Source organism: Schlesneria sp., from assembly GCF_036405755.1.
GTDB classification, from domain to species: Bacteria; Planctomycetota; Planctomycetia; order Planctomycetales; family Planctomycetaceae; genus Schlesneria; species Schlesneria sphaerica.
In genome coordinates this window covers 1-18,600 of sequence record NZ_DASWWZ010000045.1, presented here as the reverse complement: position 1 = coordinate 18,600, position 18,600 = coordinate 1, and the positions used below count along the sequence as shown (strand labels likewise).

Here is an 18,600-nt window from a genome sequence, read left to right as displayed (position 1 = left end):
CCGGGTAACTTGTCTGCGCACGTTTGAGGAGGGCCACGCCTTCCCGGACGAGTAGCTGCTCCCTCCCCGTGACCACCCTGATTGTGGACAAAGTCCGGATCGGCTGCGGCCGGAAACGCTGAGTCGTCGAGATTCCGGCGAGTGATTCCTCTTCGCGTGACTTGCTCACCTGCGGCATCAATACGAGACTGTCGGACTGCGGTTTACCTCCTGCGAACTCCGATACAGATCCTCTTCAAGGTCGTTAAAAGGTCATTCATGCCCCTTCCGACTCCGCCGACGCTGTTACTCGCCGCCGGAGGCATCGCATTGGTCTGGGGCCATTTCCACAAGGTTCATCCTCGTTTCGCCTGGGGAGGATTTTCACTGGCTGCCGTGCTGATCGCGGTGGCCTGCTTGTGGTTTGACCCCGTCACGACGACAGAACAGAGTGAGTCGATCCATCGGCATCGCGTCTGGATCAATGACCCGCTCGCCGTGTCAGAACAGGGACTGGTCCTCGCATTCGGATTGCTCGCCGGTTTCGCGCTTCTGGACCGAAGTACCTTCAGTCCGAACGAGGCGAATGACCACGGATTTTTTCTTTTTAGCCTGGCGGGCCTGATGTTGATCGCCAGGTCGAATGATTTCCTCTCGCTGGGACTGTCGCTGGAGATCACAGGTGCAGCGGGTCTGGCGTTTCGTCGGCTGAATCGACTCGCGACGGTGACTGCCACGACGGTCACTGGCGCGACGGGAGAGCCAATGACGGAAATCCGTTCCCCCTCCGCAGGAGGTACGTTCTCTGGAAACCAGAGCGAACTTCACTGGCTCACCTCCATCGGGTTGTGGCTGGGGATCGCGTTACTGATGAACACACTCGCAACAACCGAGTTCGACGCGATCAAGCGAATCCTCGTCGTCGCCTATCAACCCCAATCCGCGGAGGCCTCGATCGGAGCCCCTTCAAAACTGATCCTGTTGGCGGCGGGCCTGATCGTTCTTTCGCTGTATGGCCGGATGGGAGTTATTGCCCTGCTCGACAACGACGCACCGGGTTCCGATATCACCCCTCGTCCGCTATGCGGATTTATCCTGCTGTCGGGCCCCCTGGCGGGGGGCATCGCGCTGACTCGCCTGTGCGGTGTGGTGTTTGAGGGACTGGGAGATTCGCTGACCATTCTGCTGATCGTCCTGTGCCTGGTCGCTTTTCTTCGTTCGGCCGTGATGGCCGTTCGCGGATTTAATGCAGGCAGTCGCTCCATACCCGTATGGGTCAGGAGCCTGGTCATTGCGCAGAGCGCGTGGTTGGGGATTGGTCTGATCGCCGTGGCGATGGAGCTTCAGCACCCCGATGCCCGCTGGGCCAAGTTTCCCACAGAGCCGGAAACCCTGTCCCTGCTGGTTTATGCCCAGGTCGTGCAGCTCGTCGCGTGCGGCGGGGTCATCTGGACACTCGAGTTTCTCTCCCGTGCGGGACGTGGCGTCGAGTATCTGGAAGACCTCAAGGGACTCGCTCGTTTCGCGGTGATCCCTGCGATCGTCCTCATGGCCTCGATCATCAGTTGTGCAGGGGGACCGTGGACGGCAGGATTCTGGGGGCGCTGGTGGATGATCGTCGTGAGTCTGAATGTCCACATCAAGACGCTGTCGAGCATTCTGGTTCCTCATGGAAGCCTTCGCATCCTGATCTTCCTCGGGATCATCGCCTCCATCCCGATTGCGGGGATCGCCATCCGGTTCTTTCGGGAACTGTTTCTCGAGCAGCCACTCGCGCGTACTCGGTTCACCGGCGGGCGTGGTGCCCTGGTGGCCGGGATACTGGCAGCCCTGACAACACTGATCCTGGGGGTCGCTCCGCAGTTGCTTGTTGCTCCGCTGCGCGCCATCCAGGCCCCGCAGGAATTACTGCCGGAAACGCAGCCCCGGGGATCGGGAAAGAACCATTCGGTATTCCGTATGAATGGACCAGGCCCGGAAAAGTTTGCTGGATTGGCATGTCAAGACAGATCTGCTCGTCAAGTCAGACACGAATTACTTATCTCAATAAAAGTCGCGGCCTGCTCTTGGCAATCGCCGCAGAGTTGGGCACAATTCTGCCCCGTGTGGTCAGGGACTTTAGAACTTGACCATCATCCCAGCGAGGACATTCCCTTCATCCTCGTCGATCCTAACTCTTGAGAGACCCAAGAGTGAACAATCCGACTACTCCGCACAGTGTTCAAAGCTCCACTTTGGACGCCGATCTGCCGAATTTATTAGACCGATATGCTGCATCTCCCAAGTCAATCGCTCCATTTCGACTGTCATTAAGTCAGCTCACTACATTCCAATGGTCGTTAGCTCAAGAAGCCTTGCAACTCAAGCAGGCCGGTTTTGATGCGATTGGATTGTGGCGACCCAAGCTTGCTGATTTTGGAGAACGGCGTGCCGCACAGGCACTGACGGACGCACGACTGACAGTTTCATCGCTGTCCTTCGCCGGAGGCTTCACAGGCGGTTGCGGGTTCAGTTATCTGGAAGCCATCGAAGATGGCATGCAGGCTATTGATCAAGCCGAGATCGTCGGTGCGAAAACCGTGATCTGTGTCAGCGGGTCAAAGCATGGACATACCGTACGCCACAGCCGCCGGCTCGTCGTGGATGGTATGCGGCAGATGGCGGACTACGCAGAACGGGCCGGGGTCACACTGTCGCTGCTGCCGATGCATCGGCAGTTCAGCAAAAAGTGGACGTACCTCAACTCGCTGGACGAGACCCTGGATGTGCTGGGCCTGATCCGCTCATCACACGTCGGTCTGGCCTTTGACACCTATCAGATGTTTGAAGAGCCTGACCTGCTGAGCCGTATTCCCGAAATTGCGCCGATCACCAACATCGTGCAGTTAAGTGACAGCAATCGCGTGCCCGGTTCGGAACAGGATCGCCGGATGCCAGGTGAAGGGGTGCTCCCGCTGACAGAACTGATTCAAGGCTTTCAGTCAGCAGGGTACGCTGGTTACTTTGACATTCAGGTCTGGTCGGGTAATGTGTGGAAGTCGAATTACACACACCTGATCGAACAGTCGCATGCGGTGGTGAAAGGGATGTCGCTTCGGGCGACCGCCCCCAAGTAACTCGGCAAATGGTTCTGGGCAACGGAGTGCCGATTCGCAACCAAGTGACGATTGTTATCGCTCGTGGTTGCTTCTGCAGATTCCCACCAACGGTTTTTCCCGCCCTTTGAATGTTTGGCCGAAACATGTCGCGAGAATGGTTCAGCCTCGAAGAGCTGGCTCGTCAATTGGGGCGAGACCGCCGCGAGATCGAGAAACTCGTCCAGCGCGGTCGTATACCCGGGCGCAAAATGGCGGGCGAGTGGCAGTTTCACCCCACTGAGATCACTCATTGGCTGGAACAGGAAATGCGCGAGTACACCGATCGCGAATTGGCTGTTCTTGAGCAGACACACCGCTCAGCCGAGTTCGCAGACCCCCATCCGATCTCGGCACTCCTGCGTCCCGAAACGGTGCTGGTCCCTCTCGAAGCCCGCACGCGACGCTCGGTCCTGGAAAGCCTCGTCGAACTGGCAGGACGGACCTGGGAAGTCTGGCAACCCGCGGCTCTGCTGGCTGCGATTCAGGAACGCGAAACCGTCCTGTCGACCGCATTCGAGAACGGTGTTGCGATTCCCCATCCGCGTAACCCACTGCCCGACGCACTGGGTCAGTCGGTGATCGCATTTGGCCGACTGCAATCAGGCATCCCGTTCGGGGCCCCTCATCACGTCATGACGGATATGTTCTTTCTGGTCGTCTGTCGCGACTCGCGAACTCATCTGCACGTCCTGGCAAGACTCGGGCGGTTGTTACAGACCCCCGGCTTCGTGGATGAACTTCGAGCCGCAGAAGACAGTGCGACCGCCTATGACGTCATCGTCCAGGCCGACCAGCAGTTCATCGTCTGACACACTCTTCCAGCGAACTCACAAAGCCGGGTGGCACCAGTTGACCTGGCTTTTTTCTTTCACACCGTAAGCCGCTCCGTTCGCGAACGGTCTCCCGCAGCGTGTGCGCTCAAGTTGGCTATGGCAGCCGGAAACGTGATCAGTCGCTCCTTTGTTGGGGAATCGTCATCGCGGTGTCGCTCCCGCTTGTCCGGATGGCAAGTCGCGCGCCCCGGATTGTCCTTACCGGGTTACGATGAAGCCACTTTGATCCTCCCGAAACGCCACGACCGTGTGCGATCGCACACGGTCGTGAAAGTCGGATGGACGTTTCCTGTTACCTTTACTGGGCTGCAGGGGGAATTCCATCCTGTTCGGCCGTGAAGTTCAGACCAGGCACATTCTCTGCCGAACCTGGCGGCTTGAACGAGAACGACTTCTTCCCTTCGTCATAAGTGATCTTCCCCGCCAGCGGTGGGCCCTCCTGCTGACCCAGCACCAGCACATCATCCTGATAGCCGGCTTGTCCCTGAATCGTTTGTGTACGCCCATCTTGCGTCACAGCCCAGGTGAACTCGCCGCCCGACTTAAGAACGAGGATGATTTTCACCTTTGGATCGGGCGAAGCGACCCAGGTTCCCATTAGCTTTTCCGGTGGCGGAGGAGGAGCGGCCTGATCCCCGGCTGCCGGAGTTGTCCCGTCGCCATCAGGAGCCGGCGTTGGCACGGAGACTGACTCGCTCGACAGTTTTCGCTGAACCTCTTTGACCTCCTCCGTGGGATTCAAGGTCTTGGCGAGCTTCGCAGAGAGCGTGTCGTCTGGCTGCAGCTTCACAACCTCACCAAATTGCTTACCGGCCGCTTCTTTCGAACCTTGCGCCAGGTAAATGTAAGCCAACTGGAACTGTGCCGCTGCCGAGTTGGGATTGTCTTTCACGTAATTCTCAAGTTGTCGAAGCTGGTCTGTATAGACGTCGATGCTCGAATAGAGATTGATCATCGTCGCCCAATCCCAGCTTGGACCCGCAGACAACACGGCGTAGTTGACGGCAGCCGCTTCGTCATAGCGCTTCAGCGCAAACAGACAAAGTGCACGGAACTCGTGCAGCACGGGATCCGATGGCAGTTGAACCAGGGCCTGATCGGCCAGACTTAACGCCCGTCCAAAGTCGTCGGCCTTGAAGCTTTCTCTCGCCGATTCGAAGACCTTCTGCGCAGATTCGGCTGCCGTCGGCTCGGGTGGAGCCGACGTCGTGTCGATCGGCTTCGAGTAGTCATAGGCGACAATTGTTTGCGAGGTAGTGGGCTGTGCACTTCCCACTTCCACCACGACCGGTTGAGGCTGCTGAATGACCACCGTCTGGGTTGCCGGTGTGATGTAAGGATTGGCATAGCTGCCATACATCCAATCGGATGAGATCGAACTGAGCCCCCAACTTCCATAAACGGGCGCGGCCCAGGCAGACGGGAAGTAGCTGTAGCTGCTGTAAGCGATGCCTGGGTTGAAAAGCGCGTTCACGCCCCATGAGGTCACCAGTCCGGCGCCAAAGCCACCCCAGAAGTTTCCACCCCCGTGGTACCAGTTTCCATAGTTCGCGCCGCTCCAGCCGGGTCCATAGTAGTTGTTGTTAATGACGTTCCCGCCACCCCCATACCACGGACGGCCGCCCCAGCCACCACCCCAGCGGCCACCGCCGCCCCAATTACCGCCATTCCAGTTTCCACCACCCCAATTTCCGCCTCCCCAGTTACCTCCGCCCCAATTCCCACCACCCCAACCCCCGCCCCAATTGCCTCCAGGCCGATTGATGACGGTGTTGTGATTGTTATTGATGTTGACGTTGTTACCGATGTTATTTCCGCTATTCCAGTTACCCCAGTTCCCTCCACCGGGCCGGTTGCCGTGAACGCCGCCGTTGCCAAGGCCAGGTCGGCCGCCACCGCCGGGGCGATTGCCATTCCAGGGTGGCCGATTTCCAGCCCACTGGCCGCCGCCACCCCCACCGGGACGGTTCCCCCCCGGTCGATTCCCACCGATTTGACCAGGGGGAAGCTTGTTTCCAGGCGATGTGCCACCGCCAATGGGAGGTCGCACGCCCCCGCCGGGATACGCACCGATCTGTCCGGGAAGTGGTCGTGCACCCCCGCCGGGACGATTTCCCCCCTGCCATGGTGGACGATTATTCGAGCCCCCCGGCCCGGTCGTAATCGGAGGACGAAAACCCGCTCCAATGTCACCAGGGCGAGTTCCCGGTCCTATCCCGGGTCCCGTTCCCGGTCGACTGCCGATCTGCCCGGGCAACGTTGAGGGACCACCCGTACCCGTCCCAGGGCGACTGCCGCTGCCGGGGCGGTTTCCAATGCCGGGCCGATTGCCGATCTGGCCTGGCAAAGTGACACCGGGGCGAGTCCCCGGGCGATTTCCGACTTGTCCGGGCAACGTGGAAGGTCCCGTTCCGATTCCAGGACGGTTTCCGATCTGACCTGGCGGACGGCTTCCCCCTCCCTGAATCCCTCCGGGACGATTAGTCCCCGTGATCCCACCAGGCCGGTTCCCCGAGACACCTGGAATAGTGGGCCGAACACCTCCGGCGATTCCTCCGGAAGGACGGTTGCCCCCTCCCGGTCCACCGATCTGACCTGGACGAGTATTCGGTCGATTCTGAATCGTGGGACGCTGACCTCCGGCGGTCACGCCGCCGGGCAGGTTCGGCCTGTTCATTCCGCCCATATTCGGCCGATTGCCCATCCCCGGATTGGGCATACTGGGCCGTGACATCCCCGAAGGACGATTGGACATCGGGTTATTGACCATTCCGCCCATATTGGATGGACGGCTGGGCATCGAGGGGCGAGCCATCTGGGTTGGCGGGCGAGTCATTCCACCTCCGCCACCGCCGCCTGGTCGCGACATCCCCCCACCACCACCGGGGCGGGCCATTCCGCCGCCGCCACCACCAGGCCGCGACATGCCTCCCATCGGATGTGACATTCCACCACCTGGTCGCCCGCCACCGCCACCGCCCCCACCCGGGCGTCCTCCGCCTCCACCTCCCGGTCGCCCACGCTGAGCGAAAGTGGGAGGGGTAAGGAATGACAGGCAGACCGCGACCATCAGAGAAACAGCGAGTCGCTTGTACATTGTGAGACACCCTGGAGCAAAGCGTTGATGGAAATCAGAATGCGATGGCCCGGCAGTTCCAGGTCAACTCGGAACGGCCTCCAATCGAAACGACAGTATTCAGGCCCGAAAGCTCGGAATTATTTCGCAGGGGCTGGCTTCGCTGGAACTCCGGGCGCTGGTGCCGCAGGATTGTTGGCGGCGGGTGCCGCAGCTTTATCACCCACAGCAGGAGCCTTGCGAACCATCATGATCTCATCAATATCGGGCGCGATTTCTCCACCAATGATGCGATCGAATGAACTTGTCTTCAGTGCATCCTTGCCGACGATGGTGACGACCTGAGTCGCCGAGTTGGGCAGTCCGTTGGACAGATTCCCTGCAGCACGAAGGACCCACTGATCATCTGCGACGCGGATCCAGGTGGCTTCGCCTCGTCCCCCGGCCGAATCAAACAACCATGAACGAATCTGGCCTGCCTGTGGGTCATAGGCCAGAACCATCAGACTGCTGTGACTCCCTTCTTCCCCTTCCGAGATGGTCGTCTTTCGCGTGAGATAGGCTTTGTTCTCGCCCCACTGCACAACGGAGTGAATCTTGAGATCACCACCCTGGTCGACCCATTCGCCGATCATCCATTCCAGTTCCGCCAGCCGGTCGGCGGGAGAAATGTCATCCTGCGAGGAAGGAAGATCCCGGATTTCCGCCAGCTTCCAGACGTTGTCTTTCTTGACCACCAGCGAGACGAAGCGATTGATGATCGGGGCTTCGTTGGGGGCCGTGTGTGACGAGGAACCTTCAATCTGTGCCACATCAGGTGTGATGTAACGAATGGATTCGATCTGCGAATCGAGCTTGTAGGTCGACGACTGTGCAAAGCCCTCGGCAAACTGCGCCGCAATCGAGGTCTTGCCCCGGATCACCGCTCCCTCAACGTCGATCAGCGTGGCATCGTCCGTGAAATAACCTGACAGCGCGTCACTGTTATGGCTGTTGTAGGCCTTCACAAATCCTTCGACGCGTTCTTTGATTGCCGCATCGGCAGCAGCGTTGGTACTCGCCTGGGCCATTGCTACAGAATTGGCGGTGAGCACGATTCCGAGCAGTAACGATCCGAAACCTGTCAGGTTGCCAAGTCTCATCGGTGCGATTCCTTCTGGAGAGAGAACACGTGATATCGAACGACGAGCCGCAGCTCGACATGATCGACGCGCGCGACGGTGAACGACACAAGATTGAGTGTGAGTTGAGATCGTGCCTGCCGTGGCGATCCATCGAAGTGACGGGGCGATCCATCTGTGAGAAGTAGTGATTATACTGATACCGAAATCCAAACCTGCTATCAAGTCGGTACCAGCTCAGACGATGAGCACATTCCCGTCTGCGACCCTCATTCATAGGGACACGACAACCCACAGAAACAGTCCGGCATCCACTCTTCGACAGCCGTCATCATGCGACGCAGTTCAAGGCGAATCCCCACCGCTGCGGCCCCTCTGTTATGTCGCAGTCGATTCTCTCCTCTTGGAACACCGTGACGTCGCAGGATCTCGCAACCTCCAGTAGCGGGGAGCCTCGACACCGCCGCGACGGTCGCTCAGCGACCGCAAGCCCCCAGCCCGCTTCGCGGACACTCTCGCAGGATCATACGCCTGTCGCCCACACATCGCGGCAGACTATGCCTGTTGCGGCAACCGGGATAACGCCAGAATGATCAGGATTTCTTCCTTAACCCCCTGACGAGGATTTCGATTGCCGATATAGGAGAACAGACAATGAATGTCCGCCACGAGACAGACTCCGATCACGAGCCCATCGGCAGGCGCTGCCGGTGGTTGCCCAAATTGCAGCCGTAATTGACCGAAGAGACCGAAACGGGGCTCGCCTGAAGAAGACCTGAAATCGCGCAGCGAGTTTTATTCGGGGTCGCCCGTGTGCGTATCCTTTACATAGTCTGAAGGCTGGATCTTACGAACACACGAGTCCCGGACACGACCTCCGGGACTTACCTAAAACAGGCATTGCGGGCAGCAAGGGAATACTATGGCCGATCTACTGGCCCTGAGCTGGGATCGAAATCGACTGACCGGGATCGAATTCAGCCCGACCGCGGCCGACCCCAAGGTGGCTGGTGGTTTCAGTGTGAACTGGCCCGAGCAACCCGTCAGCGCGAAGTGGCTGCGCGAAACCCTGCGCCGACACAATATCAACGCCAAACAGGTCGTCGTGGCGCTGGCTCGCGAAGACGCCGTGCTGAGACTGCTGGAACTCCCGTCCGTGCCCGATGACGAGTTGCCGACACTCGTCCGGTTTCAGGCCGCAGCACGTACCGCTCAATCGCTCGACCAGCTGCTGCTTGACTATCTTCCTCTGCCGCTGCGCGCGGGGGTCTCACAGAAAGAAGTCTGGCTGGCCACAGCACTGCTGTCGACCGTTACCCCGCTTCGCACCTTGCTGGAAGAGGCCGGTCTCGACCTGACTCATCTGACGCTCAGCTCGCTCGCACTGACGGAACTGATTGCGCGCGGCGAGGCAAAACAGGCGATCGAGACTTCGGGGGCCAGCCTGATTGTGTTACGAGATCAGGCCCGCATGGAACTGGCGGTGGTTTCGCAGCGTCAGTTGATCGCAGCACACGCGGTGAAGTGGTCGTCGATCAACGACATTCCACCGGTGACCAAGATGCTGGCCGAGGTCTCGCGGTTGCTGGTTCAGGTTCAGGCGTGGCTGCCAGAAGGGACATTGCACCGGGCCTGGGTGATCGGGGACGACGCTGATGTGGGTGAACTTCCTGCGGCACTGGCGAAACGCTGGAACTGTCCCGCGGAGAGGTTTGATCCGTTTCTGCAAAGCGGAATTTCCGGGGGATCAGCAAAGCTGGAAGGTCCCTCGTCCCATTACGCGATTGCGGCGGGACTGGCATTCACACAGTCCGGAGCGATCACGCCCAAACTGGACCTGCTGAATCCCCGTCAGCCCCCGCCGAAGCGGGACCCCCGCAAGCCCTACTATGCTGCCGCCGCTGCTGCAGCACTCCTCGTTCTGGCAACGGGGACCGCCGTGGTCCAGCAAAGTCTGGCCGCGTACGACACTGAGATTAATCAGAATCAGCTCAGGGAATCGAAACTCAAGGACCAGTTGAAAGAGGGTGAACCGACCTTCGTGGCGTCGAAGGCTCTGGAGGACTGGCGTGCCCGTGGCGTCAACCAGTTGCAACAGATTGCCGAACTTCATCAGGTCATGGAAGGGACCGATAAACTGGTCATTTCCGATTATCGATTCGACCCCGGCAGTGGCGATTCCATCGCCCGAATTAAAGCGGCAGGAAACGCGAAAACACGCTTCGAGGCCGAGCAGTTCGCTCAGCGTCTGGCCGATCTGCCGAAGTTCCAGAACGGCATCAAACAAAAGCCGATCACCTCCGGCAAGGGTGACTCGGAATACCAGAACCGGTTTGAAGTCGAAATGGAAATGGGCCCGCAACGACTCAAACCCGCCCCTCCCGCGAAACCGCCGTCGCCCCCCGCCGCAAAACCATGACACCCTGCGGGACCTGCTCGAATCAGTTCGTCAGGCCCCACTCTCCCTGTTTGACATCGCCGGGATCAGTTTGCCTCGCCTTTGAATCGTGGATTGGAATCATGCAACCTCGCGAAAAACTCATCCTGGGAATCCTGGTCGGCTTCGTCGTGGTCTGGCAGGGAAGCGGTTGGGCATACTCCGTCATTTTCGGCCCCTTCCAGGCGCGCAGCGAGCAGCTTGAGCGGCTGACAAAATCGGTCGCCGAGAAGGACGACCTGCTCTTGAATCTGGCTCGATCTGCCAAGACGTTGAAAGAAGCGCGTCAGATCAGTCTGCCACCCGATGGAGGGAAGCTCAAACGCCCGGACGCTTCCAACGCCGAACGACTGTATCAGCGCTGGTTGACTGACTTGGGGGAACTGTGCGAAATGGAAGACCTGAAGGTCTCGCCCGCGCGCCGCGCACTCAAAGGGAACGAGTACGTTTCCGTTGGAATTCGACTCGAAGCCGAAGCCCGCTACGAACAAATCGTCCGCTTCCTCGATCTCTTCTATCGCACCAACCTGCTGCATCGTATCTCGCAGTTGCACATCAGTTCGCCCGAAGTCGAAGGCGATCCGTTCATGAAGGTCTCGCTCGAGGCCGAGGGGATCGCGCTCGTGGATGCCCCGACGCGTCGTACGTTGTTTCCTCAAACGAACCTCACAGCGGACACCCCGGAAGACGCCACCGCTATCGAGGTCGAAGTTGGCGACGACTTCCCCAAAGAGCCCGGGTTTCAGATCCGCATTGAAAATGAATTCATGACCGTCACGGAGATGGAAGGTGGAAAATGGACGGTGACCCGCGGCGTCGACCAGACATCCTCGTCCCTCCACGAAGAGGGTTCGCTGGTTGAACTTGTTCGTCAGATACCGGGGTTGCCGCAACCGACTCAGGAAGCCTTCTCCCAGCTCGTTTCGGCGAACATTTTCGTCAAGCCCGCACCACCCTACAAGATGCAGCTTGCGCCGATCACCGAACGCCCTTTCGTACGGGGCAAGGCGATCGAACTGACGTTAAACGCAGTCAGCTATGATACATCAAAGGGAAAACCGCAGTTCTCTCTCGTTGGGGATCCCCCCGCAAATTTGCGACTCGATAAATCAGGTCGTCTGACATGGCGACCCAGCAACGACGTGAAACAGGATGCTTACCCGCTCAAGATCGAGATTCGACACCCGTCGGCGCCGCAAGGCGTCCTGACGGAAACAGTCACGATCCGACTGCGGGATGCAAACCCCATCCCCAAACTGGCAGACACGAATCCCCCTGTCGTCTATCTCAACCGGGACTGGAAATTTCAGCCAGAGCTCGTCAACAACCCGGACTCGACGGCCCGCTACACCTGGAAGCTCGGTAAGTCCATTGAAGGTCTCTCGATCAATGACCGTACCGGGGAATTGACCTGGGCCCCCGGAGACGCCATTCCCACGGGTGAACTGACCGTGCCACTGGTTGTCACCGACAATGATTCTCCACCCCAGTCGACCACACTGGCGCTGAAGCTGGACGTTCAGGATGATGAAGCCTTCTTCACGCGTCTCAATATGATCTTTCGACAAGGAGACGTGAAGCGTGCCTTCTTCTACGATGCCTCCCGGAATAAAACGACGGAGTTGCACGAGGGGGATGAGTTCTCGGTCGCGGAACTTCAGGGAACGGTCAAAGAAATTAACCGAAACCACATCATCCTGAAGATCGGCAAGAAGGAACTACGCCTCAATTCGGGACAGACACTGAGGGAAGCTCAATCCCCGGTGGTGCGACGATAACTTCCCCCCCGTGCGGGGTGACACCGCCTGCACGCTGCCCGCCACCCCGCCACCCCGTCACCCCGTCATCTGCCGGCCAAGGCGGAATTGACTTCCCCCGCCATGATCCGCCACAATGCATCAACCCAACCTGTTGCGTCCTGCCTGCGCCGCTTGCCACCGATAAACCTGCCTGAACAGCCCGCACCGCACTCCTGAAAATTCTTCAGTACGACTTCACTGCTGAACTAACCTCTGAACCTGCCGGGTACTGCATGATCAATCCCTACAGAACAGACGCCCTGTTGCCTCAGCCGGGAATGCTGGTGGGACGCCGAACTCTCATTCAGGCCAGCATGTTTGGCGCTGCAAGCTGGGCTGCGCTGCAGGGAACGGCCGGTAAAAAGGTAACCGCCTCCGAAACTCTTTCGGGTGAAATTGGCTTTGGACGGGCGAAGCGGTGCCTGCTGCTGTTCATGTGGGGCGGCCCGAGCCAACTGGACACCTTCGATCCCAAGCCCGAGGCCCCCGATGCGGTGAGAGGCCCGTTCAAGACGATCGCGACCAACGTCCCCGGCATCAATTTCTCTGAGAACTTTCAGCTTCTGTCTCAACGTGCGGATAAGCTGGCTGTGATCCGTTCACTGGGTCACGACGACCCTGCCCACCTCTCCAGTGGACACACGACACTGACGGGGCAACTTCCCCCCAGAAACAAAAGTGATGCGGCTCCTCCCAGCGATCGCGATACCCCGCACATCGGGTGTGTCATGTCAAAGCTGCGGCCGTCACTGGGGGCACTCCCTTCGTTCGTCACGGTCCCCTGGTTCGCCTATCACCCCGCGGCACCGGGAGGTCAGGCCCCCGGACAAAACTCCGGCTGGCTGGGACGACAGTACGATCCACTTTTGGCAGCCGGTGACCCGAACACCCCCGGCTGGCAAGTCCCCTCGCTCTCGTTAATCGAAGGTCAGTCGCCTGACCGTCTGCTCCGTCGCCAGAACCTGCTGACGCTCATGGATACTCAGCGCCGTCTGGTCGATGAGGCGTCGATGTCGCGCCGCCTGAATGCTCAACAGCAGCAGGCGTTCGGCCTGCTGACCTCCTCCTCAGTGCGACAGGCATTTGATCTTGAGCAGGAATCACCGGAAACACGTGACCGCTACGGACGCAACACTCACGGACAAAGCGTCTTGCTCGCCCGCCGGTTACTCGACCACGGCGTCCCGTTCGTCTCCGTGAACTGGCAGAACGACGGCCAAAACTTCTGGGATACGCACGGCAACAATTTCAATCGTCTGAAGAACGACCTGATTCCTCCATCCGACCGCGCTTTCAGTGCCGTACTCGACGACCTGGAACAGTCCGGCCAACTGAACGACACGCTGGTCGTGTGGGTGGGTGAGTTCGGACGGTCCCCCCACATTAACGCCAGCGTGGGACGTGAACATCACCCGTACTGCTACTGCGGCGTGATGGCAGGGGGCGGAATCCGCGGCGGACAGGTCTACGGAGCGAGCGACAAACACGGAGCCTACCCGAGCGACAAACCACTGACTCCTCACGATCTCGTCGCGACGATGTATCACGCCCTGGGTGTTGCGCCGGGAGAAGTCCTGCACGACGGACTGAACCGACCGCATCAGATCGTGGCGGGACGACCGGTTCGAGAACTGTTTGTGTAACTTTTGCAGCCCCCGTTGGCGGGACGTGCTTTTGTCAACAGAAGTATCTGTTTCCCTGCGATGCCCCCCTGTTGAGCCAATCGTCGAATAGCCGGGACGACGTGGCCCCGGGGCGGTGGTGTGACAGAGCCTCCTTCCCGAGTCGGAATGGTCCCCCTCGGCGACCCTGCGGTGTGAAAGTTTGCAGGCAGTGCTTTGACGGAGCTGTGAGACTTGCATCCCTTGTCACCGAAACCCAAGATAGGGCTTCAATGACCGGCGTGCCTTACATGAACCAGGACGATGCACCATGAAAACACAACCGTATCCACGGCTGGCAACGGGACTGTTGCTCAGCGGCTTGCTGATCGCCATGGGATGTGAGGGACGAGTGAGCAATCCTGCCGCTCCCGGCGTTCAAACGCCCGCTCCGGAGATCGAAACCGAAACCAATTCCGCGGAAACACCCATGCTGACCGTCCAACCCGAACCATTTGGCCAGACCGAAGACGGCCGGGAAATCAAAGCTTTCAACCTCCGAAACCGGCATGGCATGAAAGTGGGAATCATCAATCGCGGCGGAATCATCACCTCGGTCGAAGTTCCTGACCGCGAAGGGAAGCTGGAAAATGTCACGCTGACGTTTGCCACGCCCGAGGAATTTCTCGTCAACGGCCCCTACTTTGGCGGGATCTGCGGACGGTTTGCCAACCGCATCGCCCACGGCAAATTTGCCATCGACGGCGAAGAGTACCAGTTGGCGGCAAACAACAGCGGTCACCATCTGCATGGAGGAATCGAGCACTTCATGAAGAAACTCTGGAAAGCAGACCCCTTCCAGAACGAAAAAGCCGCCGGCGTCAAACTCACGTACACCAGCCCTGATGGGGAAGAAGGATTCCCCGGAACCCTCAAGACGGTCGTCACGTATTCTCTCAACGACGACAACGAACTGCGGATCGACTACGAAGCCACCGTCGAGGGTAAGCCAACGGTCCTGAATCTGACCAACCACGCCTACTGGAACCTCGCCGGCGCCGCCAACGGAACGATCCTCGATCACGAACTGACCCTCTTTTGTGACAAGTACATTCCTGTCGACGAGGGTTCGATTCCCACAGGGGAACTTGCCCCGGTCAGTGGCACCGTCATGGACTTCACCAAGCCAGAAAAAATTGGGACCCGCATCGATCAGACGGTCAACGGGGGAGGTGGCTACGATCACTGCTATGTGATCAACGGAACCGCCGGAGAGCTTCGTCCCGCCGCTCGGATCGTCGAACCCAAGTCAGGCCGCGTCCTGGAAATTTCCACCACCGAGCCCGGCGTCCAGTTCTACACCGGCAACTATCTGGAGGGGACGCGAGAAACAGGAAACGCAGTGAAGCATGGTGCTTTCTGTCTGGAAACCCAGCACTTCCCGGATTCACCGAATCGCCCCGAGTTCCCCACCACGCGTTTGAACCCCGGCGAAACCTATCGCCAGACCACGGTACACAAGTTCTCGGTCCAGTAACCACCGCCATCTCCTGGCAATCAAGACCCCCACCGGGACGGCAGCGAGTCCCCCCCTGAAGGACTCGGCTGCCAATCCCACAGGAACAACAGGTCCACCCGCCCCGCCGCAACCCGGTCAGAGAAAGTCGACAGGCCGCCTGTGTCAATCTACATCGATCCTCACATTCACATGGTTTCCCGCACGACGGATGATTACGAAGCGTTGGCGGCGGCGGGGGTGAAGGCGATTATTGAGCCGGCGTTCTGGCAGGGGCAGCCACGGACGGAAGTCGGTACCTTCAAGGACTATTTCTCAAGCCTTGTCGGGTTTGAACGGTTTCGGGCGGCGCAGTTCGGGATCCGACACTACTGCACGATCGGACTGAACTCCAAGGAAGCGAACAACGAACGTCTCGCCGAACAGGTCATGGATCTGCTTCCCCTGTTTGCCACCAAGGAAGGGGTCGTCGCAATTGGTGAGATCGGTTACGACGACCAGACCGCGACCGAGGAAAAATTCCTGCGCCTGCAACTGGAGCTGGCCAAGGAAGTCGGCTTGCCCGTCCTGATTCACACGCCTCACCGCAACAAAAAGCGGGGGACGTACCGGACGATGGATGTCATCGAAGAGCATGGCATTTCCCCTCACATGTGCATCATCGATCACAACAATGAGGAAACCTACCGCGAAGTGCTCGATCGCGGTTACTGGTGTGGATTTACGATCTACCCCGGAACCAAGATGGGAAATGCCCGGATGGTCGACATTCTGCAAGTCGCAGGAGCAGAACGAGTGATCGTCGACAGCTCAGCCGACTGGGGCAAGTCCGACGTCCTGGCGGTCCCCAAAACAGCCAAGCTGGCAGAAGAGCGCGGCATTCCGCAGGAACACATCGAACTGGCCTGCTACCGTAACGCACTGACGGCCTACGCGCAGAGCGGTCAGTTCCAGGAGTCGGACTGGCTGAACCCACTTCCCGTCGATCAGCGAAACCTGTTCCAGGGGAACAGCGTGCTGCGAGGGGGACAGACACCCCGCGTCGACGAGGCTACTTCAGAGTATCTGATTCAGTAGCTCGGTATAATTGTCTGAGTCGTCCGGTAAGACTCAGGCAGTCCAATCATGGAAAATTGACCTGGGCTGCCCCTGAAGCGATCGGGACGGACCCTGGTCAGTCTGGAATCCTGATTGACCGATCCCTGTTTGATCACCCACAGCCGCACAGTGGTCCGCATGTCGCGCGAACGTCTTCTTTTTGTGACCGGCCGACTGGCGGAACCGTCGTTGAAGGTCGTTCTTCAGCCACTCGCCGAGAAAGTGGGCTTCGACTATGAAATCGCGGTACTCGGTATCTCTGTCGCCGCCCTGATGCATGTGAACTGGGTGCAGCGAAAACTGAAGGTGCCCGCCGGTGTCAGTCGCGTTATTCTCCCCGGCTGGTGCACGGGAGATCTGTCGCCGCTCTCTTCCCAGTTCGGACTGCCGTTCGAACGTGGCCCCAAGGATCTGTTCGACCTGCCGGAACACTTCGGCAAAAGCAAGCGAGCAATCCCGCCACTCGACGACTACTCCATCGAGATCCTGGCCGAAATTAACCACGCCCCGCGGCTGAGTGAGCAAGAGCTACTGAGTCAGGCTGTTCGGTATCAGCAGTCTGGCGCCAACGTCATCGACCTGGGGTGTATTCCCGGTGAAACCTGGCCGGGGATCGCCGCCGCCGTCAGGCAATTGCGGTCTGAAGGCCTGCGCGTTTCGGTCGACAGCTTTGATCAAAGGGAAGTCGAGTCGGCCGTCGAAGCGGGTGCCGAACTGGTCCTCAGTTGTAACGGCACCAACGTCGACTGGGCCTGCAAGGTCCCTGCCGAGTTTGTCGTGATCTCGGACGATCTGCGGAATCTCGATTCCTGGAACGGGACCATTGCGAAACTGACCGAGGCGGGGCGATCGTTTCGGCTGGATCCTGTCCTTGAGCCGATCGGCTTTGGATTTGCCGCATCGCTTCAGCGGTACTTTGAAACAAGGCGTCGCTTTCCCGAAACCCCGATGATGATGGGAGTCGGGAATCTGACCGAGCTGACGGAAGTCGATAGCGCAGGGGTCAACTTCCTGCTGGCAGCGATTTGCGAAGAACTCCAGATTGCCAGCGTCCTGGCGACGGAAGTCATCAACTGGGGGACCACCGCCGTTCGCGAATTCGATCTGGCCCGGCGTCTGGTGCGACATAGCCTGCAGAATCGGGTCCTGCCCAAACATCTGGGGGGCCAACTCGTCATGCTCCGGGACCCGAAACGACGCACTCTCGGGGACGAGAACCTGCGGACGATGGCGGGGCAACTGACCGACCCCAACTTCCGCGTTTTCGCCGAGGGGGGCGAAGTTCATCTGATGAACCGTGACGGCTACTGGCACGGCAGCGATCCCTACGAAGTCTTCGACGAGATGCGGGCGAGCACCGGCGGTTCCATGACCGCCGAACATGCCTTCTACCTGGGAATGGAACTGAGCAAAGCCAGAACAGCACTGACGCTCGGCAAGCAATACATCCAGGACGAAACCCTGAGATGGGGATTTTTGACCGTCGACGAAATCAGTGCTCTCAAACGGCGAAAGCACCGAACGGGAGAATCCGAATCCCCCACCCCGGCGGTGGAATAATCAGGTTCTTCCAATTCGACGAAACCAGCCGGCTCCGTTGTGAAGCGAGCAGGGACCCGCTTCTCCCTGACATGATCGAACCAGCAACTTGCAAGCGGGTTCAATCGAAGAGGCTTACCGCATGGACGGCGTGATGCCAAGGACGTGAAGGCGACTTGGCAGGCGCCTCAGGGAGACGTTTTGTCACTGAGCACTGCACATGTCAGGTCGCAGCTTCTTGGCTTCACGCAGGTAGACATGGACGATTTCGGACTGCTTCTTGTCCGTGTTGACGTGCAGCAGGACCCGGATGCAGCGGGGCAGGCTGCTGGGAACAGCAATCTCGGATGCGCACAGCAGCGGGACCTGTTTCATACCGATCGCGCGGGCCGCTTCAGCGGGGAAAGTCGAAGTCAGATCATGCGACGTCGTGAAGATGGCGGAAACAACTTCGTCGAATTCTG

The 18,600-nt window shown here is 59.2% G+C and carries 12 protein-coding genes; 9 read left to right on the top strand and 3 right to left on the bottom strand.

Translation table 11 applies throughout. The annotated features are described in order from the left end of the window. Positions 1-258: 258 nt before the first annotated feature. The 3 genes from VGE80_RS01490 to VGE80_RS01480 all read left to right on the top strand — a co-directional run bounded on the left by VGE80_RS01490 (position 259) and on the right by VGE80_RS01480 (position 3,925). On the top strand, positions 259-2,160 hold the full coding sequence (locus tag VGE80_RS01490) for a hypothetical protein (protein WP_440591414.1): 1,902 nt from the start codon (positions 259-261) through the stop codon (positions 2,158-2,160). A gap of 173 nt (positions 2,161-2,333) precedes the next feature. Next, positions 2,334-3,095 (top strand): sugar phosphate isomerase/epimerase family protein, encoded by a 762-nt coding sequence (locus VGE80_RS01485; RefSeq protein ID WP_373650332.1) that lies wholly within the window; start codon positions 2,334-2,336, stop codon positions 3,093-3,095. 125 nt (positions 3,096-3,220) lie between these two features. After that, the gene (locus VGE80_RS01480; protein WP_373650331.1) at positions 3,221-3,925 is read left to right on the top strand and encodes a PTS sugar transporter subunit IIA; all 705 of its coding nucleotides are present in this window, start codon (positions 3,221-3,223) and stop codon (positions 3,923-3,925) included. A gap of 322 nt (positions 3,926-4,247) precedes the next feature. On the opposite strand, the gene VGE80_RS01475 is transcribed toward VGE80_RS01480, so the two are convergent. Both VGE80_RS01475 and VGE80_RS01470 read right to left on the bottom strand, forming a co-directional pair. Beyond that, positions 4,248-7,046: a tetratricopeptide repeat protein gene (locus VGE80_RS01475; RefSeq protein ID WP_440591413.1), complete on the bottom strand. Its 2,799-nt coding sequence runs from the start codon at positions 7,044-7,046 to the stop codon at positions 4,248-4,250. Positions 7,047-7,165: 119 nt separating this feature from the next. Then, complete coding sequence (locus tag VGE80_RS01470) at positions 7,166-8,167, bottom strand: YybH family protein (protein WP_373650328.1); 1,002 nt, start codon at positions 8,165-8,167, stop codon at positions 7,166-7,168. A gap of 901 nt (positions 8,168-9,068) precedes the next feature. On the opposite strand from VGE80_RS01470, the gene pilM reads away from it, so the two are divergent. From pilM to VGE80_RS01440, 6 genes are all read left to right on the top strand, one after another. Then, positions 9,069-10,565 (top strand): type IV pilus biogenesis protein PilM, encoded by a 1,497-nt coding sequence (pilM, locus tag VGE80_RS01465; protein ID WP_440591412.1) that lies wholly within the window; start codon positions 9,069-9,071, stop codon positions 10,563-10,565. A 101-nt stretch (positions 10,566-10,666) separates the two neighbouring features. Beyond that, positions 10,667-12,361, top strand: a complete 1,695-nt coding sequence (locus VGE80_RS01460; protein WP_440591411.1) for a hypothetical protein — start codon at positions 10,667-10,669, stop codon at positions 12,359-12,361. A 254-nt stretch (positions 12,362-12,615) separates the two neighbouring features. Further along, positions 12,616-14,025, top strand: coding sequence for a DUF1501 domain-containing protein (locus VGE80_RS01455; protein WP_440591410.1), 1,410 nt, complete (start codon positions 12,616-12,618; stop codon positions 14,023-14,025). A gap of 289 nt (positions 14,026-14,314) precedes the next feature. After that, positions 14,315-15,520, top strand: coding sequence for an aldose epimerase family protein (locus VGE80_RS01450; protein ID WP_373650323.1), 1,206 nt, complete (start codon positions 14,315-14,317; stop codon positions 15,518-15,520). A 141-nt stretch (positions 15,521-15,661) separates the two neighbouring features. Then, positions 15,662-16,576: a TatD family hydrolase gene (locus tag VGE80_RS01445; protein ID WP_397571499.1), complete on the top strand. Its 915-nt coding sequence runs from the start codon at positions 15,662-15,664 to the stop codon at positions 16,574-16,576. A gap of 159 nt (positions 16,577-16,735) precedes the next feature. Next, the gene (locus VGE80_RS01440; protein WP_440591409.1) at positions 16,736-18,157 is read left to right on the top strand and encodes a DUF6513 domain-containing protein; all 1,422 of its coding nucleotides are present in this window, start codon (positions 16,736-16,738) and stop codon (positions 18,155-18,157) included. Between the two features lie 183 nt (positions 18,158-18,340). Here the strand turns inward: VGE80_RS01440 and aroH are convergent. Then, positions 18,341-18,600 (bottom strand): chorismate mutase (gene aroH, locus VGE80_RS01435; protein ID WP_440591408.1); only part of this gene is annotated, 260 nt, incomplete at its 5' end.